The sequence below is a fragment of the Erwinia phyllosphaerae genome (assembly GCF_019132875.1).
Taxonomy (GTDB): domain Bacteria; phylum Pseudomonadota; class Gammaproteobacteria; order Enterobacterales; family Enterobacteriaceae; genus Erwinia; species Erwinia phyllosphaerae.
In genome coordinates this window covers 106,476-129,397 of the sequence record NZ_JAHSPF010000013.1, presented here as the reverse complement: position 1 = coordinate 129,397, position 22,922 = coordinate 106,476, and the positions used below count along the sequence as shown (strand labels likewise).

At 53.0% G+C, this 22,922-nt stretch carries 21 protein-coding genes and 1 rRNA gene; 13 read left to right on the top strand and 9 right to left on the bottom strand.

Annotation, left to right across the window (positions count from 1 at the left end):
* Positions 1-75 (top strand): 5S ribosomal RNA (gene rrf, locus KUE00_RS21995); the annotation flags it as partial.
* A 227-nt stretch (positions 76-302) separates the two neighbouring features.
* On the opposite strand, the gene mobB is transcribed toward rrf, so the two are convergent.
* Together mobB and mobA are read right to left on the bottom strand one after the other, a co-directional pair.
* Positions 303-824 carry a molybdopterin-guanine dinucleotide biosynthesis protein MobB gene (mobB, locus tag KUE00_RS19500; protein WP_246761709.1) on the bottom strand — a complete coding sequence of 174 codons (522 nt, stop codon included), beginning with the start codon at positions 822-824 and terminating at the stop codon, positions 303-305.
* Entirely contained in the window at positions 821-1,405 is a 585-nt protein-coding gene (gene mobA, locus KUE00_RS19495) for a molybdenum cofactor guanylyltransferase MobA (protein WP_246761707.1), read from the bottom strand. The genes mobB and mobA overlap by 4 nt, the downstream gene beginning before the upstream one ends.
* Positions 1,406-1,480: 75 nt before the next feature.
* Here mobA and KUE00_RS19490 point away from each other — a divergent pair, with 75 nt between their 5' ends.
* From KUE00_RS19490 to spfP, 5 genes are all read left to right on the top strand, one after another.
* Positions 1,481-1,750 carry a YihD family protein gene (locus tag KUE00_RS19490; protein ID WP_246761704.1) on the top strand — a complete coding sequence of 90 codons (270 nt, stop codon included), beginning with the start codon at positions 1,481-1,483 and terminating at the stop codon, positions 1,748-1,750.
* 74 nt (positions 1,751-1,824) lie between these two features.
* Positions 1,825-2,817, top strand: coding sequence for a serine/threonine protein kinase (locus KUE00_RS19485; protein ID WP_246761702.1), 993 nt, complete (start codon positions 1,825-1,827; stop codon positions 2,815-2,817).
* A 46-nt stretch (positions 2,818-2,863) separates the two neighbouring features.
* Positions 2,864-3,493 (top strand): thiol:disulfide interchange protein DsbA, encoded by a 630-nt coding sequence (gene dsbA / locus KUE00_RS19480; RefSeq protein WP_246761700.1) that lies wholly within the window; start codon positions 2,864-2,866, stop codon positions 3,491-3,493.
* A 410-nt stretch (positions 3,494-3,903) separates the two neighbouring features.
* Positions 3,904-6,690, top strand: a complete 2,787-nt coding sequence (polA, locus tag KUE00_RS19475; RefSeq protein ID WP_246761698.1) for a DNA polymerase I — start codon at positions 3,904-3,906, stop codon at positions 6,688-6,690.
* 273 nt (positions 6,691-6,963) lie between these two features.
* Positions 6,964-7,011: a small protein SpfP gene (spfP, locus tag KUE00_RS22065; protein ID WP_071892919.1), complete on the top strand. Its 48-nt coding sequence runs from the start codon at positions 6,964-6,966 to the stop codon at positions 7,009-7,011.
* Positions 7,012-7,073: 62 nt separating this feature from the next.
* Here the strand turns inward: spfP and yihA are convergent, their stop codons facing one another.
* Positions 7,074-7,709, bottom strand: a complete 636-nt coding sequence (gene yihA / locus KUE00_RS19470) for a ribosome biogenesis GTP-binding protein YihA/YsxC (RefSeq protein WP_246761697.1) — start codon at positions 7,707-7,709, stop codon at positions 7,074-7,076.
* Between the two features lie 557 nt (positions 7,710-8,266).
* Here yihA and yihI point away from each other — a divergent pair.
* Together yihI and hemN are read left to right on the top strand one after the other, a co-directional pair.
* On the top strand, positions 8,267-8,788 hold the full coding sequence (yihI, locus tag KUE00_RS19465; protein ID WP_246761696.1) for a Der GTPase-activating protein YihI: 522 nt from the start codon (positions 8,267-8,269) through the stop codon (positions 8,786-8,788).
* Between the two features lie 251 nt (positions 8,789-9,039).
* The gene (gene hemN / locus KUE00_RS19460) at positions 9,040-10,407 is read left to right on the top strand and encodes an oxygen-independent coproporphyrinogen III oxidase (protein WP_246761694.1); all 1,368 of its coding nucleotides are present in this window, start codon (positions 9,040-9,042) and stop codon (positions 10,405-10,407) included.
* 105 nt (positions 10,408-10,512) lie between these two features.
* Here the strand turns inward: hemN and KUE00_RS19455 are convergent, their stop codons facing one another.
* The 4 genes from KUE00_RS19455 to glnA all read right to left on the bottom strand — a co-directional run bounded on the left by KUE00_RS19455 (position 10,513) and on the right by glnA (position 14,819).
* Positions 10,513-10,629, bottom strand: coding sequence for a YshB family small membrane protein (locus KUE00_RS19455; protein WP_246761692.1), 117 nt, complete (start codon positions 10,627-10,629; stop codon positions 10,513-10,515).
* A gap of 109 nt (positions 10,630-10,738) precedes the next feature.
* The gene (glnG, locus tag KUE00_RS19450) at positions 10,739-12,148 is read right to left on the bottom strand and encodes a nitrogen regulation protein NR(I) (RefSeq protein WP_246761690.1); all 1,410 of its coding nucleotides are present in this window, start codon (positions 12,146-12,148) and stop codon (positions 10,739-10,741) included.
* Between the two features lie 7 nt (positions 12,149-12,155).
* Positions 12,156-13,205, bottom strand: a complete 1,050-nt coding sequence (gene glnL, locus KUE00_RS19445; protein ID WP_246761688.1) for a nitrogen regulation protein NR(II) — start codon at positions 13,203-13,205, stop codon at positions 12,156-12,158.
* A gap of 204 nt (positions 13,206-13,409) precedes the next feature.
* Positions 13,410-14,819, bottom strand: a complete 1,410-nt coding sequence (gene glnA / locus KUE00_RS19440; protein ID WP_246761686.1) for a glutamate--ammonia ligase — start codon at positions 14,817-14,819, stop codon at positions 13,410-13,412.
* Between the two features lie 431 nt (positions 14,820-15,250).
* Between glnA and typA the strand changes: the two genes are divergently transcribed.
* The 5 genes from typA (at position 15,251) to fabY (ending at position 20,203) form a co-directional block, all read left to right on the top strand.
* Positions 15,251-17,074 (top strand): ribosome-dependent GTPase TypA, encoded by a 1,824-nt coding sequence (gene typA / locus KUE00_RS19435; protein ID WP_246761684.1) that lies wholly within the window; start codon positions 15,251-15,253, stop codon positions 17,072-17,074.
* Positions 17,075-17,339: 265 nt separating this feature from the next.
* The gene (gene yihX / locus KUE00_RS19430; protein WP_246761682.1) at positions 17,340-17,939 is read left to right on the top strand and encodes a glucose-1-phosphatase; all 600 of its coding nucleotides are present in this window, start codon (positions 17,340-17,342) and stop codon (positions 17,937-17,939) included.
* Entirely contained in the window at positions 17,926-18,780 is an 855-nt protein-coding gene (locus tag KUE00_RS19425) for a virulence factor BrkB family protein (RefSeq protein ID WP_246761680.1), read from the top strand. Before yihX ends, KUE00_RS19425 begins: the two co-directional genes overlap by 14 nt.
* Positions 18,777-19,214: a D-aminoacyl-tRNA deacylase gene (gene dtd, locus KUE00_RS19420; protein ID WP_246761678.1), complete on the top strand. Its 438-nt coding sequence runs from the start codon at positions 18,777-18,779 to the stop codon at positions 19,212-19,214. Before KUE00_RS19425 ends, dtd begins: the two co-directional genes overlap by 4 nt.
* Positions 19,215-19,261: 47 nt before the next feature.
* Complete coding sequence (gene fabY / locus KUE00_RS19415) at positions 19,262-20,203, top strand: fatty acid biosynthesis protein FabY (protein ID WP_246761677.1); 942 nt, start codon at positions 19,262-19,264, stop codon at positions 20,201-20,203.
* Here the strand turns inward: fabY and rluF are convergent.
* Together rluF and KUE00_RS19405 are read right to left on the bottom strand one after the other, a co-directional pair.
* Positions 20,200-21,090 carry a 23S rRNA pseudouridine(2604) synthase RluF gene (gene rluF / locus KUE00_RS19410; RefSeq protein ID WP_246761676.1) on the bottom strand — a complete coding sequence of 297 codons (891 nt, stop codon included), beginning with the start codon at positions 21,088-21,090 and terminating at the stop codon, positions 20,200-20,202. The two genes, fabY and rluF, sit on opposite strands and share 4 nt — an antisense overlap.
* 99 nt (positions 21,091-21,189) lie before the next feature.
* On the bottom strand, positions 21,190-22,872 hold the full coding sequence (locus KUE00_RS19405; protein WP_246761674.1) for an AsmA family protein: 1,683 nt from the start codon (positions 22,870-22,872) through the stop codon (positions 21,190-21,192).
* Positions 22,873-22,922 lie beyond the last annotated feature (50 nt).

The window sequence follows — 22,922 nt, the reverse complement described above, 5'->3', positions numbered from 1 at the left end:
GAACTCAGAAGTGAAACGCCGTAGCGCCGATGGTAGTGTGGGGCCTCCCCATGCGAGAGTAGGGAACTGCCAGGCATTAAATTGCGATAACCCTGACCTCACGGTCAGGGTTTTTTGCATTTATGCGTCAGGAAACCCGCGTCTGATGGCGGTACTCTGCACTGGTGCGTCAGGGAACCCGCTTCTCAGGACAGCATTTCGCACTTATGTGTCAGAAACCCGCTTCTCCGGGCAGTACTTTGCATTTGCGCGCCGGGAAACTTCATCGCCCGCCACTGGCTCTTGTTTCTGCTCTGCGATTGCTAAATATCCTCATACGTCTGCTTTTTCAGCCAGGCCGCAATAAAATCCACCACGCTTTCTGGACTATTCAAATCCAGCCAGGGGACACCCAGCGAGAGCTTTGCATCACTGGCCACCGCAATCACATAGTGGTCCAGCGTCGCCGGCAATGGTTTCCCTGAGGCTTCACGATGCAAAACAATCTTTGCCACCGGTTCGTCTTTGAATCCCTCGATCAAAATTATATCCAGTAAAGAAGCATCCATTCGGCTTGCCAGGTAGGCAAGATCCAGCTCCTGCGGTTCAGGCGTTTCCGTCATTAATGCCCAGCGCTGCTGGCTGGCAACCAGAACCTGGTTAGCTCCCGCTTTGCGTAGCTCATAGCTATCTTTACCTGGCTTATCGACTTCCATGTCATGGTGAGTATGCTTAATCAGCCCACACCGTATCCCTCTATCCTGCATCACTGGAATAAGCTGTTTCAGCAGCGTAGTTTTACCCGTGCCGCTGAGCGCGGCCAGCGCTAGCAAAGGCACCTTCACTGTATGCCTCCTGATAAATCCTCAGGCCGATTAATATTCATAAAAGCCTCAGCGTTATTAAACAACACGCTATGTCCACCACTGTTTTTTAGGAAAAACATTACCTTACGCTCACCACGCTGCAAAAAATCCGTTAACGATTTTACCAGACTTTTATGCAGCAGCAGGGTGGCAGGATGGTCGCGTTCGGCCGTACGTGCCCAAACCGCCAGTGCTTCTCCTTTTTGTTGCCACAGCTGCGCTGCAAGATCCTCGGGCAATTCAGGGACATCACAAGGCGTAAAAAGCAGCCATTCGCTGTTGATTGTTTGCAGCGCCGCCAGCATGCCTGCCAGTGGACCCGGGAAGTCAGGCAAGGAATCAGTAATAACGGGCAGGCCGCTTTGCTGATATTCCATCAGGTTACGGTTAGCGCTGATATAAACAGCATTGACCTGCGGCTGTAAGCGTTGGAGAACGTGCTGATAAAGGGGTTTTCCCCGATACAACACCAGGCCTTTATCTTTTCCGCCCATGCGGCTACCGCGCCCTCCGGCTAAAATCACGCCTGTTATTGATGCCGGGATACCGGAAAAACTCATGCGTATTACACCCTCTTTTTTTGTGGGTTTAACCCTGTTACCGTAACGGGAACGTAATCAAACAGGAACCGAACTATGAAATGCCATCGTCTTAACGAACTGATATCACTGCTGCAGCCAGCCTGGCAACAGGATCCCGATTTAAATCTGGTGCAATTTTTACAGAAAATGGCGGACGAAGCCGGATTTACTCATCCTCTGGAAGAACTAACGGATGACGTCCTGATTTACCATCTTAAAATGCGCAATACAGATAAAAATGAAGAAATTCCGGGAATTAAGAAAGATTATGAAGAGGATTTCAAAACGGCCTTACTCCGCGCTCGCGGTGTAATCAAAGATTAAGCCTATCTGTTCATCCGTCATCCGGGCGTTTAATGATATTCTCAACGCATTGCGAACCGCTATGAGTATGCCGGATGACAGAACCCGCTTTTAATTTTCAAAACCTCAATCCTGACACAATCCTTGATGCGCTTTGGGAGACGGGAATTCGGGTAGAATCCGGACTAACCGCGCTAAACAGTTACGAAAATCGCGTATACCAGTTCTCTGACGATGACAAAAAACGCTACGTCGTTAAGTTCTATCGTCCACAACGCTGGTCACAGCAGCAGATCGAAGAAGAACATCAGTTTACCGTCCAGCTGCTGGCTGATGAACTGCCTGTTGCGGCTCCGCTGGCGCTACAGGGGAAAACCTTGCACCAGCACGATGGCTACCTGTTCACCGTGTTCCCCAGCCTCGGTGGCCGCCAGTATGAGACGGATAATTACGATCATCTGGAATGGGTTGGGCGTTATCTGGGACGTATGCACCAGACAGGGCGAAAAAGCCTGTTTGCCGCTCGTCCCACTATTGGACTGGAAGAGTATATTGTTGAACCGCTCCAGATACTTGAAGCCAGTACCTTAATACCCGCTAAGCTGAAAGAGAATTTATTAGCCAGCGTCCGCCTGATCGGCACAACTTTACAAAAGTGCTGGCATACTCAGTGGCAGCCGCTTCGCCTGCACGGTGACTGTCATCCGGGTAATATTTTATGGCGTGACGGCCCGTTCTTTGTCGACCTTGACGATGCGCGAAACGGCCCCGCCATTCAGGATCTGTGGATGCTGGTTAACGGCGATATTCAGGAACAGCGTATCCAGTGGGATATATTGCTGGAAGCTTATAGTGAATTCAGTGAGTTCGACACACATGAATTGTCACTGATTGAGCCTTTACGCGCCATGAGGATGGTTTATTATCTGGCGTGGATTGTCAGGCGCTGGCAAGATCCCGCGTTTCCAGCCAGTTTTCCCTGGATGAGAGACGAGGATTTCTGGCGCAGGCAAATTGCTATTTTCAACGAGCAGGCCCGGCTGTTGCAGGAGCCACCTCTGCAGCTGACGCCCGCATTCCAGGGCTGATCGCCTTTTCCGGTCAGCTTTTTTTGCAGTCAGGAGAGAGTTTCAGATGAAAAAGATTTTATTCGCGCTGGTAGGTGTTTTTCTGGCATTCAGCGCGTCAGCTGCCCAGTTTACTGACGGCAAACAGTATGTGACGCTACAGAAGCCTGTCGCGGGCGAACCGAAGGTTCTTGAGTTCTTCTCTTTCTACTGCCCACACTGCTATGAATTCGAACACGTCTGGCACGTTAGCGACGCCGTAAAGAAAAACCTGCCTGCCGATGCTAAAGTAACCAAATATCACGTTGAGTTCCTTGGCGGCGATATGGGTAAAGTAGTGACTCAGGCATGGGCTGTGGCCATGGCGCTGGGCGTAGAAGACAAAGTGACCGCGCCGATTTTTGACGGCATTCAGAAAAGCCAGACCATTACCGATCCGGCCAGCCTGAAAGACGTTTTTGTAAAAGCTGCCGGTATCAAGCCGGAAGAGTATGATGCAGCCTGGAACAGCTTCGTGGTGAAATCTCTGGTTGCCCAGCAGGAAAAAGCGGCGGTAGACGTCGATCTGCGTGGCGTACCGGCTATGTTCGTTAACGGCAAATATATGGTTAACAACGGCGGCCTGGATACCAGTTCAATGGATAACTATACGCAGCAGTATGCCAACGTCGTTAAATTCCTTTTGACGCAGAAATAAGCTCCGCTGCCACGGCGCGTTTCAGCGCCGTGGCGTTCAGATAATTCTCTCTTATTTACCCGTAAAATAGCCGTCCCGCGATCTCCATTTTCTTTGACGATCTAAAACGATCGTTGATACACATAATTTATATCCACATTTATTCAAATTAAGCGATCGCGTAATTTTCGGCTGATCCTTTTATTAACTCTTTGAATGTAATATATTTTATTTCTGCATTGCTCTTTTTCAAAACAATGAATTTATCTGTTATGAAATTTACGCACAAAGTTATCCACAGCAATTGATTGCGAAACCTGCCGCAAAAGCAACATTTCAGGGCGTTTAATCTGCGCAGAGATTTCATATTTCAGGCATAGCTGTGGCATCCTTACCTCATTGCAAAAAAATAACCAGGAACGTGACACCCAATGGCAAAAATCGCAGAAAACCCGCTTATTCTGGTAGATGGCTCTTCTTATCTTTACCGTGCGTATCACGCATTTCCTCCGCTGACGAACAGTGCCGGCGATCCTACCGGGGCGATGTATGGCGTTCTTAACATGCTGCGCAGCCTGCTGCTGCAATATAAGCCAAGCCATGTTGCGGTCGTGTTCGATGCCAAAGGAAAAACGTTCCGCGACGAGCTTTTTGAGCATTACAAGTCTCACCGTCCGCCTATGCCTGACGACCTGCGCGCCCAGATTGAGCCTTTGCACAATATGGTCCGGGCTATGGGGCTGCCGCTGCTGGCGGTTTCAGGCGTCGAAGCGGATGACGTCATTGGCACACTGGCGCTGGAAGCCGGAAAGAAAGGCATTCCGGTTTTAATCAGCACTGGCGATAAAGATATGGCGCAGCTGGTTACGCCCGATATCACGCTGATCAATACCATGAACAATGCCATCCTTGGCCCGGAAGAAGTGGTCGAGAAGTACGGCATCCCACCGTCACTGATTATCGATTTTCTGGCGCTAATGGGAGACTCTTCGGATAACATTCCAGGCGTGCCGGGCGTCGGCGAGAAAACCGCGCAGGCGCTGCTGCAGGGTCTTGGCGGTATCAAAGATATCTACGATAACCTGGATAAAGTTGCCGATCTTTCCTTCCGCGGTGCCAAAACCATGGCGGCTAAGCTGGAGCAGAATAAAGAGGTCGCATTTCTGTCTTACCAGCTGGCCACCATTAAAACGGACGTTGAGCTGGAACTCGGTTGCGAAGCGCTAACCGTTAATGAACCTGCGGCTGAAGAGCTGCTGGCGCTGTTCCGCCGTTATGAATTCAAGCGCTGGATCACCGATGTAGAAGAAGGAAAATGGCTACAGGGTAAAAGAAGCGGTGCCGCCGCGCAGCCAGCACTGGCCGCGCAACCTGAGGTTCAGCCGGAGGTTACCAGCATTCTGGCCACAGACGGCTATGTAACCATTCTCGATGAAGCCACTTTTGCCGACTGGCTACAAAAATTGCAGAGCAGCACGCTCTTTGCTTTCGATCTGGAAACGGACTCGCTGGATACGTTAAGCGCCAATATCGTCGGTATCTCTTTTGCCGTGGCGCCGGGCGAAGCTGCCTATTTGCCTGTCGCCCATGATTATCTGGATGCGCCTGAACAGCTGGATCGTAAAGCCGTACTTGAACGCCTGAAGCCGCTGCTGGAAGACCAGAATCTGTTTAAGGTAGGTCAGAACCTCAAATACGATCGCGGCGTGCTGAACAATTACGGTATCGAATTACAGGGTATCAAGTTTGACACCATGCTGGAGTCCTATGCGCTAAACAGCGTAGCAGGCCGTCACGATATGGATACCTTAGCTTCGCGCTGGCTGAATCATAAAACCGTTACTTTCGAAGAGATTGCCGGCAAAGGTAAAAAACAGCTGACGTTTAATCAGATAGCGCTGGAGCAGGCAGCGCATTACGCGGCGGAAGATGCCGACGTCACGCTCCAGCTGCATCTTAAAATGTGGTCAGAGCTGGAAAAAGAGCAGGGGCCAAAAGAGGTTTTTGAAAATATCGAAATGCCGCTGGTGACGGTGATTTCGCGTATTGAGCGCAACGGTGTGCTGATTGACCAGGCAATCCTGGCAAAACATTCGCAGGAGCTAACCACGCGTCTGGCAGAACTGGAGACAAAGGCGCACGAGCTGGCGGGCGAACCTTTCAATCTTTCTTCAACCAAACAGCTGCAAACTATTCTGTTTGAGAAACAAGGCATCAAACCGACTAAAAAGACGCCGGGCGGCGCACCCTCCACCAGCGAGGAAGTGCTGGCCGAGCTGGCGCTGGATTATCCATTGCCGAAAGTGATCCTCGAGCATCGTGGTCTGTCCAAGCTGAAGTCGACCTATACCGACAAGCTGCCGTTGATGATCAACCCGTTAACCGGGCGCGTACATACTTCCTATCATCAGGCTGTAACAGCCACGGGCCGCCTCTCTTCTACCGATCCTAACCTGCAAAATATTCCCGTGCGGAATGAGGAAGGGCGTCGTATTCGCCAGGCTTTCATCGCATCGAAGGGTCATCAGATCCTGGCTGCGGACTATTCTCAGATTGAACTGCGCATCATGGCGCATCTTTCCCAGGATAAAGGGCTGCTCAGCGCCTTCTCTGCGGGAGAAGATATTCACCGCGCTACGGCAGCAGAAGTTTTTGGCATGGCGCTGGATAAAGTGACGGGCGAGCAGCGCCGTAGCGCAAAAGCGATTAACTTTGGTCTGATTTACGGCATGAGCGCCTTCGGTCTTTCCCGCCAGCTCAATATTGGCGCTGGCGAGGCAAAAAAATATATGGAGCTTTATTTCGAACGCTATCCCGGCGTGCTGGAATATATGGAAAGCACGCGTCAGCAGGCGGCCGCAAAAGGTTACGTCTCCACGCTGGATGGCCGTCGCCTCTATTTGCCGGACATCAAGGCCAGCAACGCGATGCGCCGTAAAGCAGCAGAACGGGCGGCGATTAACGCACCAATGCAGGGCACGGCGGCCGATATCATTAAGCGAGCTATGATTGCTGTGGATGGCTGGCTGACGCCGCAGGCCGATCCGGATGTCAAAATGATTATGCAGGTACACGATGAACTGGTGTTTGAAGTGAAGACGTCAGAAGTCGAAGCGGCAACGATCAAAATCCGTGAGCTAATGGAAAACAGCATGCAGCTGGATGTACCGCTGCGCGTTGACGTTGGCGTTGGCCACAACTGGGATGAAGCACACTGATAATTAAGTAAAATCGCGGCAAGGCGGGTGGTTTACTGCCTTGCTGTCGGTTGCTCGTTAAGGTGCTAATAATTACCCATTCCGCGCGTCCATTTTTGAGCGCGATAAATTGTTATCCCCAAAGCATTTTTTTTGCAGTATGGCTACAGGCAATGCTGTTTTATGTGAACTATCTTGGATAACAATGCGGATTTTGTGAAAAATAACGGCAAAAAACCCTTTTTAGGCCTGAAAAAATCATGTAGAGTTGAAGTTGTAGGGTACAGAGGTAAGATGTTCTATCTTTCAGACCTTTTACTTCACGTAATCGGATTTGGCTGAATATTTAGCCGCCCCAGTCGTTATGACTGGGGCGTTTTTTATTGGATTTTTTCAGCAGCCCATCAGGCTTCCGGCAGCGACTCTTCGCTGGACGGTGGGATTTCGCTAAACCAACTGTCCAGCTTCAGACGAAGCTTATCAACGCCGATTTTCTTCAGAGAAGAGAACGCTTCTACCTGCACATCGCCTGGAAAACCTTTAGCGGCTTCGCGTACCATATTCAGCTGTGCCTTACGCGCGCCGGAAGCCAGCTTGTCGGCTTTGGTCAACAGCACCAGCACCTGAATGCCGCTCTGTACCGCCCACTGGATCATCTGCTGGTCCAGATCCTTTAACGGATGGCGAATATCCATCAGGACGACCAGCCCTTTCAGACAGTCGCGCATTTGCAGATACTCCGCCAGCGAGCGCTGCCATTTCAGCTTCATCTCTTCGGGAACTTCCGCATAACCGTAGCCGGGCAGATCCACCAGGCGATAGCCTTCAGCCACCTGAAACAGATTGATTAACTGCGTCCTGCCCGGCGTTTTACTGGTGCGGGCCAGGCTTTTTTGATTGGTCAGCGTATTCAGCGCGCTGGATTTTCCCGCATTGGAACGACCGGCAAACGCGACTTCAATACCGATATCGGCTGGAAGGTGACGAATGTCAGGCGCGCTGGTAACAAAGTGGGTAACGTGATAATTCCAGCCAGACAAGATAAAAACTCCAGATAATAAGAACAATTGCGCAGAGTATACCTTGTATAGATTAAAAGCGCCCGACAGGACACTATGCCGCAGAGGCTTTGTAAGAGATCGCCCATATCTTTTGCCAGAACTTTACTTTTTTTTATCTGAGCTCAACATGCAAAGTAATTTATTATCAGGAACTTATTAAATTGGTGCCAAAGAAAAATAAAATTTTTTCTGAAGTCGCCTTGTGAGTTTTGTGATATCGACTACATTAGTTGTCAGAGCCAGGGCGGCTCGCTTCAGGATGAAGTGCTCAGGGGACATCAGGATGGTGCAGAGCAGGGAAGGAAAATATCGAGGGATGCGATTCATCTGAAGGAAAGGACTACGTCCATGAAGGACGACGCGGCAATGGAAAACCGGGAAGTTGGCTGCTAAAAAGGATGCTGACTTAGTCAGTCCTTCTACGGAAGGTGTGAAAAAAGGCGACAGGGTGACCTGGCGCCTTTTTTCTTTGTCTGCTTTCTGCTAGATTCCGCCGCAATTCTATACTGAAGATAAATAGTCTGAGAGCAGAAACCATGAAGCAACCTGCACGCGATCCACAGAAAAAACCGGCGGCAAAAACGAAACGCAAAACGCGCGATGAAATCAATACTGAAGCGCGCGATCGCAAGCGTGATAAGAAGCATCGCGGTAACGCCTCCGGTAGCCGTGCCAATCCGGTCACCACAGCGAAGAAAAACGGCGGAAGCGCCACAGACAAAGACCCGCGTATCGGCAGTAAAAAGCCCGTCGCGCTGGGTGCGGCTGCGCCCTTAGCGGCAAAACCGGTGAAAAAAGCGAAGCCGCAGGAAGAGAAAAAGCTTCGCCTGACGCCAGAAGAAGAGCTGGCTAAGCTTGAAAATGACGAACGTCTGGACCTGTTGCTGGATCGCCTGGAAAATGGCGAAACGCTGAAGGCAGAAGATCAGGCATGGCTGGATCAGACGCTTGACCGCATTGATACGCTGATGGAACAGCTGGGCATCGCCCTGGATGACGATGTTGAGGATGAAGAAGCCGAAGAAGATATGTATCGCCTGCTTAAGGGCGGCAACTAATCTGGCGCTTTTAGACTTAATATCAGAGCGACGCTGAAAGGCGTCGCCTCTGCAAAAGGTTTCTCTGGCGATGATTTGGCCTGGATCAATTTATCTGCTGATTCTTCTGCTCTGCGGCGGCTGGCTCTTCGTTAAACTACGGCGTCTGTCCCGGCTGAAAAATCGGCTGCGCAGAACGACCGTCTTTTCGCCTTCGCGCGCTATTCCCATCCGACGGTCGGCATCCAGACGCCAACGCAGGAGAGAATACCGTGACGCAGATAATTGAGTGGGACACCGTCCTGCTGCAAAAATATAATATCTCTGGCCCTCGTTACACCTCTTATCCTACCGCGCTGGAGTTCAGCGAAAACTATCAGGAAGCGAACTTTATCTGCGCCAGCCAGCGCTATCCCGAGCGGCCGCTGTCGCTTTATGTCCATATTCCCTTTTGTCACCGGCTTTGCTACTTCTGCGGCTGCAACAAGGTTGTGACTCGCCACGCCCATAAAGCTGATGAGTATCTTCAGGCGCTGGCGCTCGAAATCAAAGCCCGTGCCGGGCTGTTCAGCAATCGCATCGTTACGCAGATGCACTGGGGCGGCGGCACACCTACTTTTCTGGATAAAGCGCAGCTCGCCAGGCTGATGGCGCTGTTGCGCCAGCATTTTACGTTTAGCGATAGCGCCGAACTTTCTATTGAGGTCGATCCGCGTGAAATTGCGCTGGAGGTGATCGACCATCTGTATGCGCTTGGCTTCAACCGCCTGAGCATGGGCGTGCAGGATTTTAATAAGGAAGTGCAGCAAAAAGTTAACCGCGTTCAGGACGAACAAACGATAGTGGCGTTGCTTGAGCGCGCCAGGCTGGTGGGTTTCCGCTCGGTTAATCTTGATTTGATCTACGGTTTACCGAAACAGACGCCGGAAAGCTTTGCTTTTACCCTACAAAAAATCATCGGACTGAATCCTGACCGGCTAAGCGTGTTCAACTATGCGCATATGCCTGACCACATTGCCGCCCAGCGCAAAATCAAGGAGGCCGATCTGCCCGATTCCCGGCAAAAGCTGGCTATCCTGCAGCAGTCCATAACCACGCTGACCGCGGCAGGCTACCAGTTTATCGGCATGGACCACTTTGCCCGCCAGGATGACGAACTGGCGATTGCGCAACGTGAAGGGAAGCTGCACCGCAATTTCCAGGGCTATACCACCCAGGGCGAGAACGATTTGCTGGGTTTGGGCGTGTCGGCTATCAGCATGATCGGCGACAGCTATGCGCAAAACCAGAAAGAGTTAAAAAGCTGGTATGCCGGCTTGGCTACACAAGGAACGGCCTTGTGGCGCGGCGTAGAGTTATCAGCTGATGACAAACTGCGTCGGGACGTGATTAAAACGCTGATGTGTAATTTTTCGCTTAATTTTGCAGATTTCCGGCCAGACGGCAGGCGCTTTACCGAGTATTTTGCGGAAGATCTGGCGCTGCTTGCACCGCTGGTGGCGGACGGACTGGTCAAGCGCCATGAGAAGGGCCTTCAGGTCACCGCTAAAGGGCGTTTACTGGTCAGGAATATCTGCATGTGCTTCGATAGCTATCTGCGGCAGCAGGCGCGCAGGCAGCAGTTTTCGCGGGTTATCTGAATCGTGCAGGCTGGCCATCAGCTGATGCGGCCAGGTGACTTTGGATGGAGATAAAAAAGCCGGGAACAGCTGCGCTCCCGGCTTTTTGTATGCTGAACCTTATTCTTAGCCAGAAAGATTCAGCATGATAGCGCACAGCACGGCGGCTATGGCAGTTTGCGGAGAATGCGCCGCGCCCGTCTGCGCATAGTGCGTCACAAGATGGATTAACGATTCCAGCATGATCTTCCTCCCGGTAATCGTTCAGAATGATACTGACTGGCATCGCCGTGTAAAGTCGAAAAAGCATAAAAAATGTGCGGCCTGCCGTCTTTTTATGCTTCATCTTTCTTTACTCCATTCCCAGTTCCTTCAGCTTGCGCGTCAACGTATTGCGGCCCCATCCCAACAGGCGCGCCGCTTCCTGCTTATGGCCTTGAGTGTGACGTAAAGCCGTCGTCAGCAGCGTGCGCTCCATCTCCGGCTGTGCTTCTGACAACAGGTTTTGATGACCGGAACGCAGGGCGCGATCGGCCCACTGCGCCAACAGCGTAGCCCAGCTGTCCGGCAGCGACTGTACCGGATTGTCCGGCGTAGAGGTCTCAAACAGTTCGGGCGGCAGATCCTGAATCAATACTTCCTGGCCTGCGGCCATCACCGTTAACCAGCGACAGGTGTTTTCCAGCTGGCGCACGTTGCCTGACCAGTGAAGCCGGGTTAACGCCGTTTCGGTTTCCGGATGCAGGATTTTTGCTTCTACGCCCAGCTCACGCGCGGCTTCCTGCAGGAAGTAACCTGCCAGCCGGGGAATATCTTCACGACGTTCACGCAGCGGCGGAAGATGCACGCGGATAACGTTCAGGCGGTGAAAAAGGTCTTCGCGGAATTTGCCTTCCTGAACCCTGAGCTCCAGATTTTGGTGGGTTGCCGCGATAATCCGCACGTCCACTTTTACCGGAGCATAGCCGCCAACTCGATAAAACTGTCCGTCTGCCAGCACGCGCAGCAGCCTGGTTTGCACATCTAACGGCATATCGCCGATTTCATCCAGAAACAGCGTGCCGCCATCGGCCTGTTCAAAGCGGCCCTGACGGATCTGGTTCGCACCGGTAAACGCGCCTTTTTCGTGGCCGAAAAGCTCCGATTCAATCAAATCTTTCGGAATAGCAGCCATGTTCAGGGCGATAAACGGTGCTTTGGCGCGTGGGCTGTGTCGATGCAGCGCATGGGCTACCAGCTCTTTACCCGTACCCGATTCGCCGTTGATTAATACGCTTATCGACGAGCGAGAGAGACGGCCAATAATGCGGAAAACATCCTGCATCGCTGGCGCTTCGCCGATGATATCGGTTGTCGGGCCGCTTACCGGCTGATTGCGCGGCTGCTGCTGCTCCTGATAGTGGCTGATGGCGCGTTCTACCAGCGCGACGGCCTCATCAATATCGAAAGGTTTAGGCAGGTAATCAAACGCGCCCTGCTGATAGGCACTGACGGCAGCATCCAGATCGGAGTGCGCGGTCATGATGATGACCGGCAGCATAGGGTGACGCTGCTTAATCTGCTTGAGTAGCGCCAGCCCGTCCATGCCGGGCATACGAATATCAGAAAGTAAAACGTCCGGGGTTTTGGTGGCCAGGGCATCCAGCACCTCATTACCGCTGTCAAAAGTGGCACAGCTTAAACCGGCTCCAGTGAGCGCGCGTTCAAGCACCCAGCGGATGGAACTATCGTCATCGACGATCCAGACTATCCCTCGTTGCATAGAAACCTCACTGGCGAATAGGCAAAAATATGGAGAATTCGGTGTGGCCAGGCCAACTGTTAAATTCGATTTTTCCTGAATGCTGGTCAATCAGGCTGCGGGCTATCGACAGACCCAGGCCGGTACCGCCTTCGCGTCCGCTCACCATGGGATAAAACAGCGTATCCTGTAGCTGTGACGGGATGCCGGGGCCGTCATCTTCGATATCAATACGCGCGACCAGACGGTAACGAACCCCGTGCAGCGTCAGCTGAAAAGCGGTTCGGGTACGCAGCGTAATAGAGCCGCCGCTTTCGCCCAGAGCCTGTAGCGCATTGCGGACAACGTTCAGCAGAACCTGCTCAATCTGATCGGGATCGTGCGGCAGTTCCGGCAGGCTGGGATCGTAATCACGAATCAGCTTTACGTTATCAGGCAGCTCCATCGATACCAGATTAACGATGCGTTCCGCGACCTGATGAATGCTTTGCGTTACGTGCATGCCCGGCTGCTGTGGGCCAAGCAGGCGATCGACCAGATTGCGCAGGCGATCCGCCTGTTCAATAATGACTTTGGTATATTCCGTTAGGGAAGGATCGGGCAAGGCTCTGGCCAGCAGCTGTGCCGCGCCGCGTAATCCACCCAGCGGGTTTTTAATCTCATGAGCCAGCCCACGCACTAAATCCCGTGCGGCGACCTGCTGGGCGTGCTGTATCTGCTCCTGGCTAAGGCGTCGCTGATTATCCATCGGCGCCATTTCCAGCAGGATTAAGCCATCGGGAAGCAGCTGTGCCGTTAGCGACATAATATGCGCACGGCTGTCGACCACCAGCGTCACCTCGCTGTCGGTAAAGCCCTGGCCGGCATTCAGGCTCTCGCGCATTACCTCGATATTCAGCGAAAAATAGCCCATCAAATCCGGTAGCGGCGTGCCGAAGAGTTTACGCGAGCTTTGCGCCAGCAGCTGCTGGGCGGCCGGGTTGGCGTAATGCACCACCAGCTCGGTATCAACCAGCAAAATACTGTTAATTAAAGAATTGAGAATCTGCCCAGCATCGGGCGGCGTGCCAGTTGCCATACAGCCTTCTCCTGCACCATTTCAGTGCATTATAGCCACCAAACCCGGTATTCGTCTGTCTGAACCCTGAATTTGCGGCGAAAAAAGCCCATCCGGAGATGGGCTGAAAATTTCCACGGCAAAACCCCGGCGTCTTTCACGCTATGGCCCGTTCAGTCGAATTGCTTCGAAAGCCTGAGGTGCCCGAAACGCGCCGGGTTTACATTAAACGCTGTAGTACAGTTCGAACTCAACCGGATGTGGCGTCATACGCACGCGGTCCATCTCGGCTTTACGCAGATCGATGTAGGCATCAATGGTGTCGTCAGTGAACACGCCGCCACGAGTCAGGAACTCACGATCTTCGTTCAGCGCGCTCAGCGCTTCTTCCAGTGAACCCGCTACTTTTGGAATCTCAGCTTCTTCTTCCGGCGGCAGGTCGTACAGGTTTTTGTCCATTGCATCGCCAGGATGGATTTTGTTGATGATGCCGTCCAGGCCAGCCATCAGCAGTGCGGCAAAGCACAGGTATGGGTTAGCCGCTGGATCCGGGAAGCGAGCTTCAATACGGCGCGCTTTCGGGCTGGCAACAACCGGGATACGGATAGAAGCAGAACGGTTACGGGCGGAGTAAGCCAGCATGACCGGCGCTTCATAACCCGGAACCAGACGCTTGTAAGAGTTAGTGGTCGGGTTAGACAGGGCGTTGATCGCTTTAGCGTGTTTGATCACGCCGCCGATGTAGAACAGCGCCATTTCAGACAGGCCGCCGTATTTGTCGCCAGCGAACAGGTTAGTGCCGCCTTTAGACAGGGACATGTGGCAGTGCATGCCGGAACCATTATCGCCAAAGATTGGTTTTGGCATAAAGGTCGCGGTTTTGCCGAAAGCGTGAGCTACGTTGTGCACGACATATTTGTAGATCTGAATTTCGTCAGCTTTTTTGGTCATGGTGTTGAAGCGGGTGGCCACTTCGTTCTGACCCGCTGTAGCTACTTCATGGTGGTGAGCTTCAACCACCAGGCCCATCTGCTCCATGGTCAGACACATTGCAGAACGGATGTCCTGTGAAGAGTCGACTGGTGGAACCGGGAAGTAACCGCCTTTCAGACCTGGACGGTGGCCTTTGTTGCCGCCTTCGTATTCTTTACCGGTGTTCCATGCCGCTTCGATATCGTCGATAGCAACGTGAGAACCGGAAGTGGTTGCGCCAAAGCGAACGTCGTCAAACAGGAAGAATTCTGGCTCTGGTCCAAACAGCACGGTATCTGCAATGCCGGAAGAACGCAGGAAATCTTCTGCACGCTTGGCGATGGCGCGCGGATCGCGGTCATAGCCCTGCATGGTGCCTGGCTCAAGGATATCGCAGCGGATGATCAGCGTAGAGTCTTCAAAGAAAGGATCCAGGACAGCAGTCGTCGCGTCAGGCATCAGCACCATGTCAGATTCGTTAATGCCTTTCCAGCCACCGATAGAGGAGCCGTCAAACATTTTGCCTTCTTCGAAGAAGTCAGCGTTCACCTGGTGAGCAGGAATGGTAACGTGCTGCTCTTTGCCTTTGGTGTCGGTGAAGCGCAGGTCAACAAACTTGACTTCATGCTCGTTCATCATCGACAGAACGTGTTCAGCGGACATACTTAACTCTCCTGGATATTGTCGTGGTCGTCATAGTAGAGAACTTTCGCGGTGCGCTTTGCTTATCTCGCCCAGCCGACCGATAATTACATTCTCTGACAGGCTACCGTTGTAGAAACGCATCGTTTTCACCTGATTTATTTAAAGCGAAAACTATGCCAACTTTCTTAATTGCCTGAAAAAGCGCTATGATGCGCCCTCTCGTGAAACGAGAGCTGCACCATAATGGAAGTCGCGCACCATTATGGTGCTTTAACAGTCAGGGTAAGCACTATTATGGTGCATTTTTTCGATGACGTGCGTTTTTTGCACTGCAAACGGCGCTGAAAGCAACCCCGAAAGTTATCTTTAATTGAAATCTGTGATCCTGTTCAGCTCTTCGATTAATCCGTGTACAATAGCGCGCTATTTCTAATGCCTGAGGCAAAGCTGTGATCGAAAATTTGCGTAACATCGCCATTATTGCCCACGTTGACCATGGTAAAACTACCCTGGTTGATAAGTTGCTGCAGCAGTCCGGTACGTTTGATGCCCGTACTGAAGCAACCGAACGCGTAATGGACTCCAACGATTTGGAGAAAGAGCGTGGGATTACCATCCTCGCAAAAAACACCGCCATTAAATGGAACGACTACCGTATCAACATCGTGGATACCCCAGGACACGCCGACTTCGGCGGTGAGGTAGAGCGTGTGATGTCAATGGTTGACTCGGTGCTGCTGGTTGTGGATGCAATGGATGGCCCTATGCCGCAAACCCGCTTCGTGACCAAAAAAGCCTTTGCTAATGGTCTGAAGCCGATCGTGGTCATTAACAAAGTTGACCGTCCGGGCGCGCGTCCTGACTGGGTTGTCGATCAGGTATTTGACCTGTTCGTTAACCTGGATGCGACCGACGACCAGCTGGATTTCCCGGTAATCTACGCTTCTGCCCTGAACGGTATCGCTGGTCTTGACCACACCGACATGGCTGAAGACATGACGCCGCTGTACGAAGCTATCGTGAAGCACGTTTCTCCTCCGCAGGTTGAGATGGAAGCGCCGTTCCAGATGCAGATCTCTCAGCTGGATTACAACAACTACGTTGGCGTAATCGGCATCGGCCGCATCAAGCGCGGTAAAGTGAAGCCGAACCAGCAGGTCACCATCATCGACAGCGAAGGCAAAACCCGTAACGGTAAAGTCGGTAAAGTGCTGACTCACCTGGGTCTGGAGCGTATCGACGCCACCGAAGCGGAAGCGGGCGATATCATCGCTATCACCGGTCTGGGCGAGCTGAACATCTCTGACACCATCTGCGATCCGCAGAACGTGGAAGCGCTGCCGGCCCTGAGCGTTGATGAACCAACCGTTACCATGTTCTTTAACGTCAACACCTCTCCATTCTGCGGTAAAGAAGGTAAGTTCGTTACTTCTCGTCAGATTCTGGATCGTCTGCGTAAAGAGCTGGTGCACAACGTTGCGCTGCGCGTAGAAGAAACTGAAGATGCTGATGCATTCCGCGTTTCTGGTCGTGGCGAGCTGCACCTGTCCGTTCTGATCGAAAACATGCGTCGTGAAGGTTTCGAACTGGCGGTATCCCGTCCGAAAGTTATCTTCCGCGAAGTCGACGGCCGTAAACAGGAACCGTTCGAGAACGTGACGCTGGATATCGAAGAACAGCACCAGGGTTCTGTGATGCAGGCGATGGGTGAGCGTAAAGCGGACATGAAAAACATGGATCCGGATGGCAAAGGCCGCGTACGTCTCGACTACGTGATCCCAAGCCGTGGCCTGATCGGCTTCCGTAACGAATTCATGACCATGACTTCCGGTACCGGCCTGCTGTACTCCACCTTCAGCCACTACGACGACATTCGTCCGGGTGAAGTTGGCCAGCGCCAGAACGGCGTGCTGATCTCTAATGGCCAGGGCAAAGCGGTAGCGTTCGCCCTGTACAGCCTGCAGGATCGCGGTAAGCTGTTCCTGGGTCACGGTGCAGAGGTTTATGAAGGCCAGGTTATCGGTATTCACAGCCGTTCTAACGACCTGACCGTTAACTGTCTGACCGGTAAGAAGCTGACCAACATGCGTGCTTCCGGTACTGACGAAGCGACTACGCTGGTTCCGGCTATCAAGATGACTCTTGAGCAGGCGATTGAGTTTATCGATGACGACGAGCTGGTGGAAGTGACTCCGCTGTCCGTACGTATTCGTAAACGTCACCTGACCGAAAACGATCGTAAACGCGCTTCACGCGGCAGCAAAGACGTTTAATCCACGTTTTTGACTGATAAACGCTCTTCAGGCAACTGAGGGGCGTTTTTTTTTATCTGTCAGCAGTCTGTAAAAGAAGAACGCGTCATAAAACAATGCAGCATGTTTATAGGTTTTTTAGAAAACAGGTGGAGGGGAAAGCAGCTGCGCGCCGTTTTGGCTGTTTACAATTTGCGAGCTGTTATCCAGATGTTTACCGTTCACCTGTTCAGTCGTCCTTTTTACCGCTAGAGTGAATACCTTACCGGAACAAATGGAGATGACCATGCTGTATATCTTTGATTTAGGTAACGTCATTGTTGATATTGATTTCAACCGGGTCCTGGGCGTCTGGAGCGATTTAGGTCGCGTTCCCTTAGCCACGCTGCAAAGCCGCTTTGTGATGGGCGAAAGCTTCCAGCAGCACGAGCGCGGAGAAATCAGTGACGAAACCTTTGCCGAGAAAATATGTGATGAGCTGGGGCTGGCATTAAGCTTCGAACAGTTCACCGCGGGCTGGCAGGCGGTCTTCGTCGGCGTTCGTCCGGACGTTATTGGCATTATGAATACGCTGCGCGCGCGCGGCGAACGAGTCGTGATCCTCTCTAACACCAATCGCCTTCACCAGCGTTTCTGGCCATCGCAGTATCCCGAGGTACAGAAAGCCGCAGACAAGCTCTATCTTTCGCAGGAAATGGGAATGCGCAAACCCGAAGCGCGTATTTTTCAGCAGGTTCTGCGCGAAGAGGGCTTTAGCGCCGCTCAAACCCTGTTTTTTGACGATAACCTGGAAAACATTCAGGCGGCGGAGGCGCTGGGTATTCAGAGCATACACGTTTCCGATTCGACAACCATTCCGGCCTTCTTTGCCAATGCGGCTGATTAATAATCGTCCCCGGCTGCGAGCGACCTGGCGCTGGATAAAGCTGCTCTGGCAGCGTATTGATGAAGATGGCATGACCACGCTGGCAGGCCATCTTGCCTACGTTTCGCTGCTGTCGCTGGTGCCGCTGGTGGCCGTCGTGTTTGCGCTTTTTGCCGCTTTCCCGGCTTTTTCAGACGTTAGCCGACAGCTCAAGCTGTTTATTTTTCAAAACTTTGTGCCCGCGTCCGGCACGGTGATCCAGAGCTATCTGGAGCAGTTCGTCGCCAACGTCAATAAGATGACTGCCGTAGGAGCCTGTGGCCTGGTGGTTACGGCGCTGCTGCTGATGCATTCCATCGATACCGCGCTGAACGCCATCTGGCGCAGCAAGCGTAAGCGGCCCATCGTCTACTCCTTTGCCGTTTACTGGATGATCCTGACGCTTGGTCCGCTGCTGGCGGGAGCCAGCCTGGCGATCAGCTCTTATATGCTGTCGCTGCGCTGGGCTTCGGTCAGCGGCGTCAGCGGGCTGATAGACCACGGCCTGCGGATCTTTCCGCTGCTGCTCTCCTGGCTCTCTTTCTGGCTGCTTTACAGCATTGTGCCTACGCGGCCGGTGCCGGGAAAAGATGCGCTGGCAGGCGCGCTGGTTGCGGGACTCCTTTTTGAGCTGGGGAAAAAAGGCTTTGCGCTTTATGTTACGATGTTTCCTTCATATCAGCTGATTTACGGTGTGTTGGCTGTTATTCCTATTCTGTTTCTGTGGGTCTGGTGGACGTGGTGTATTGTCTTACTGGGCGCGGAAATTACCGTTACTCTCGGCGAGTATCGCCAGCTTAAACAAGAAGAAAAGACAGAATGATTGCCTTAATTCAACGAGCGCTGAACGCCAGCGTCACGGTGGACGGCGAGACCATCGGTGAAATTGGCCCGGGCTTGCTAATCTTATTAGGCGTGGAAAAAGGCGATGATGAACAAAAGGCGCAGCGGCTGTGTGAGCGCGTACTCGGCTACCGTATTTTCAGCGACGATAACGGCAAAATGAACCTGAACGTGCAGCAGGCCGGCGGCAGCGTGCTGGTGGTTTCGCAATTTACGCTGGCGGCCGATACGCAAAAAGGTATGCGCCCGAGCTTCTCTGGCGGCGCAGAGCCAGCGGAAGCCCGGCGCCTTTACGAAGATTTTGTTGCCTGCTGTCGCAACAAAGGTGTCGTCACTGAAACCGGCCGCTTTGCTGCGGATATGCAGGTAGCGCTGGTCAACGATGGGCCCGTCACGTTCTGGCTGCAGGTTTGATGCGGTCAGAACGGCATGGAGGCGGCCCGGAGAGAGAGAACCATTTTATGTATCATCTTCGTGTACCTGAAACGGCAGAAGAGCTGGATATCTACTACCAGTTCCGTTGGGAAATGCTGCGCAAGCCGCTTCGTCAGCCTATGGGATCGGAGCGGGACGCCTGGGATGCGCTGGCGCATCACCAGATGGTTGTGGATGAAAACGGTGCGCCGGTTGCCATCGGGCGGCTTTACATCAATGCGGACAACGAAGCGGCCATCCGTTTCCTTGCCGTACATCCTTCCGTGCAGGGCAAAGGACTGGGAACGCTGGTGGCAATGACGCTGGAGTCGGTTGCGCGTCAGGAAGGCGCCAAACGCGTCGTGTGCAGCGCCCGTGAAGACGCCGTGGAGTTCTTTGCCAAGCTTGGCTATATCAATCAGGGCGAAATCACCGTGCCGCAAACGACGCCGGTGCGACATTTTTTGATGATCAAGCCCGTGGTCACGCTGGACGATATCCTGCATCGCGCTGACTGGTGCGGACAGCTGCAGCAGGCATGGTACGATCACATCCCGTTAAGTGAAAAAATGGGCGTGCGTATCCTGCAGTATACCGGCCAAAAATTCATAACCACCATGCCGGAAACCGGCAACCAGAATCCTCACCACACGCTGTTTGCGGGCAGTTTGTTCTCCCTTGCGACGCTGACCGGTTGGGGACTGATTTGGCTGCTGCTGCGCGAGCGGCATCTGGGCGGCACCATTATTCTGGCCGATGCGCATATTCGCTACAGTCATCCCATTAGCGGCAGGCCGGGCGCGGTAGCGGATTTAGGGTCGCTGAGCGGCGACCTCGACAGGCTTGCTCGCGGCCGCAAGGCGCGCGTCCAGCTGGAAGTTGAGCTGTTTGGCAACGAGCTTTGCGGCGCGGTATTTGAAGGGGTCTATATTGTGCTGCCTGCCGATCCGGACGGCCCGCTAGAGCCCGCCGGATCGAACATGCCTTAACGGCCTTTTTTCTTGCGGCCGGGCTGGGTAAAACGCTTGCGGGAAGCCAGATTCCCCGGCGTTTTTGCCCCGCCTTTGTCACCGCTTTTAGGCCCGCTGCCCGCAGGCTTTTTCGCGGCGGCAGTTTTCGCTTTCTGCTGAGGTTTTTTGGCCGGTTTCGCTTCCGAGGAGGAATCCTCAATCAGACCGAATAACTCCGTCAGTTCGTCATCGGTCAGGTCACGCCATTCACCTAAAGGTAATCCCTTCAGGCTGACGTTCATGATACGCGTACGCTCGAGCTTTGTGACTTCGTAGCCAAAATGCTTACACATGCGGCGGATCTGGCGGTTAAGTCCCTGCACCAGCGTAATACGGAACACAAAGGGCGCTTCTTTCTGCACTTTGCACTTCAGCGTTACCGTGCCCAGCATTGGTACGCCCGCGCTCATTCCCTCAATAAACTCGTCCGTGACCAGCTTGTTGACCGTAACCACGTACTCTTTTTCGTGGTTATTGCCGGCACGCAGGATCTTATTGACCAGGTCGCCATGATTGGTCAGGAAAATCAGCCCCTGGGAATCTTTATCAAGACGTCCGATAGGGAAGACGCGCTTACTGTGGTTAACGAAATCGCTGATATTGTCCCGCTCGCCTTCTTCCATCGTGGTGATGATGCCCACGGGTTTATTTAAGGCGATAAACACCAAATCTTCTTCATCACGAGGCTCAATAAGCTGACCGTTCACTTTCACCACGTCACCAGCAAAAACCTGCGCGCCAACGGCGGCTCGCTTGCCATTAATAAAGACATTTCCCTGTTCGATATAGCGATCGGCATCGCGTCGAGAACAGATACCGCTCTCGCTAATGTATTTATTGAGACGTACAGATGAGTTGGTCAGCATGGTTCCTCCGTAAAAAAGCGGACTATACATTAACCCCGGAGCGTTGCGAATATGGGTTAATCAGATAGTCCGCTTATTTCATGGAATAAGGGCTAAGGATTAATGTGCGTTTACTGCTTCGCCCGCCTGAACAACCTGCTGGAGCGTCTTGTCGCCCGAGGTCGCAGAAAGCGTGCCGTTAACGGACGGTTTTAGCGGGCTCTCTTTTGCCAGGCTGGCCTGCATTTTTAGCGTCAGCTCGCCGTTACCCGTCAGCGGCACGGCTGGCCATCCCCAGTCCTGAAGCAGATTGAGCGGTACGTCATGGCCCTGTAACGACAGCGAAAGCGCGCGCTGCGGCTGCTGAGAAACCGTTGCCAGACCTTCGATCATGCCGTTACGGGGGAAGGCGCTCATTTCCGTCACGTTGATAACGTCATTATCAGCTGACAGCGCAAGAGAAGGATGACGCAGATCCACGCGATTAAAGGTGGCTTCCGCCGCGTTAAAGCTCATTTTGCCTTCCAGGATGCCCCACTGATGGTGGCGTGCCAGCATCAGGCCAGCGCCTGCCCCGTCCAGCGAGGTCATCTGGAAAGGAAAGTCCGGATCGATATCGATAATCAGGTTATGGCTGACGTTCAGTTTTGTCACCGCCACGCTGTCCAGCCAGTTCGGCAGGCTTGCGTTCCAGCGTTGGCGCCAGTTTTGCGGCAGCGTATATTCAAGCCCTGCGATAACAACCTCATCCAGCGTCAGTTTTTTATCGCCGCGCGTCCAGTTTCCTGACGCACGTACCAGACCATTTACCCAGCGAGTGCTGAACTGCGTCAACGCTACGCCCTGGGGGGAGAACGTCATATTGACGATAGGATCGTTCAGCTGCAGCGTGCCGTTAACAAAATTACCGGCATTCATCGACAGCGATCCCTCGTCGCTCTCCCAGTCGCCGTTACGCAGCGTCACGTTTTTTAAGGCCAAATCGAGATCGGTTACGGCCCATTCCTGTCCCTCCAGCCGCGCATCGGTCACGTCAACACGCCCGAAGTGAACAGAAGGCAGCGTCAGCAAAGGCTGTAAGAAGTCCGCCAGCGACCTGTTGCTCTGCAAGCGCAGGCTATTTAACCTTAACGTATCAACCTGCCAGTTTCCCTGGTCATCGCGCTGCGCGCTGGCGGTCATTGAGCCGCGCGCCATATCAGCGCCCACGTTGCTTAATGTCAGCTGGCGTCCGTTGATGCGGCCCTGAATCAAGACGTTGCTGGCGGGTATTCCTTTAAAGGTCAGCGACCCTGCGCTCATCTGAAAGCTGGCGTGACTACCAATAAAATTACCCTGTAAAGGCTTCCAGGGCATCACGCCGCCATCCACGCGCTGTGCATTCATCGGCAGCGGGTCATGCAGGCTGTTAACCGCCATTTCGCTTAGCTGCAGGCGATCGGCAGAAAAAGGCAGATTGCTGGTTTTATCGGTGATTCTGAGGGTGCCTTTCTGGAGCAAAACGGAGGCAAAGTGCAGCGGCCGGGTAAATTGCGTAAGGCTCAGACCCAAATCTACCTTTCTGGCGACTAAAATCGCTGGCCGGGTTTTGTGGCCGAACGAAACATCATCCAGCAGCAGATGCGAAGGATCGGAGAAGTTGTGTTCCACCTTACTAAAATTCAGCTGGTAATGACTGTGCTGGCTAATGGTGCGACTAAGCCAGCTGGCTCCCCAGCGCGTTTGCAGCAGCAGATATAACACAAAGACAATTGCCAGCAGTATAGCCAGCAGCGACAGAAGTATTTTTCCGACAGTTTTCATTAGCTATCCCTGTGAGCTTTTATTAAGGGGTGTTATGCCTGATTTATCGG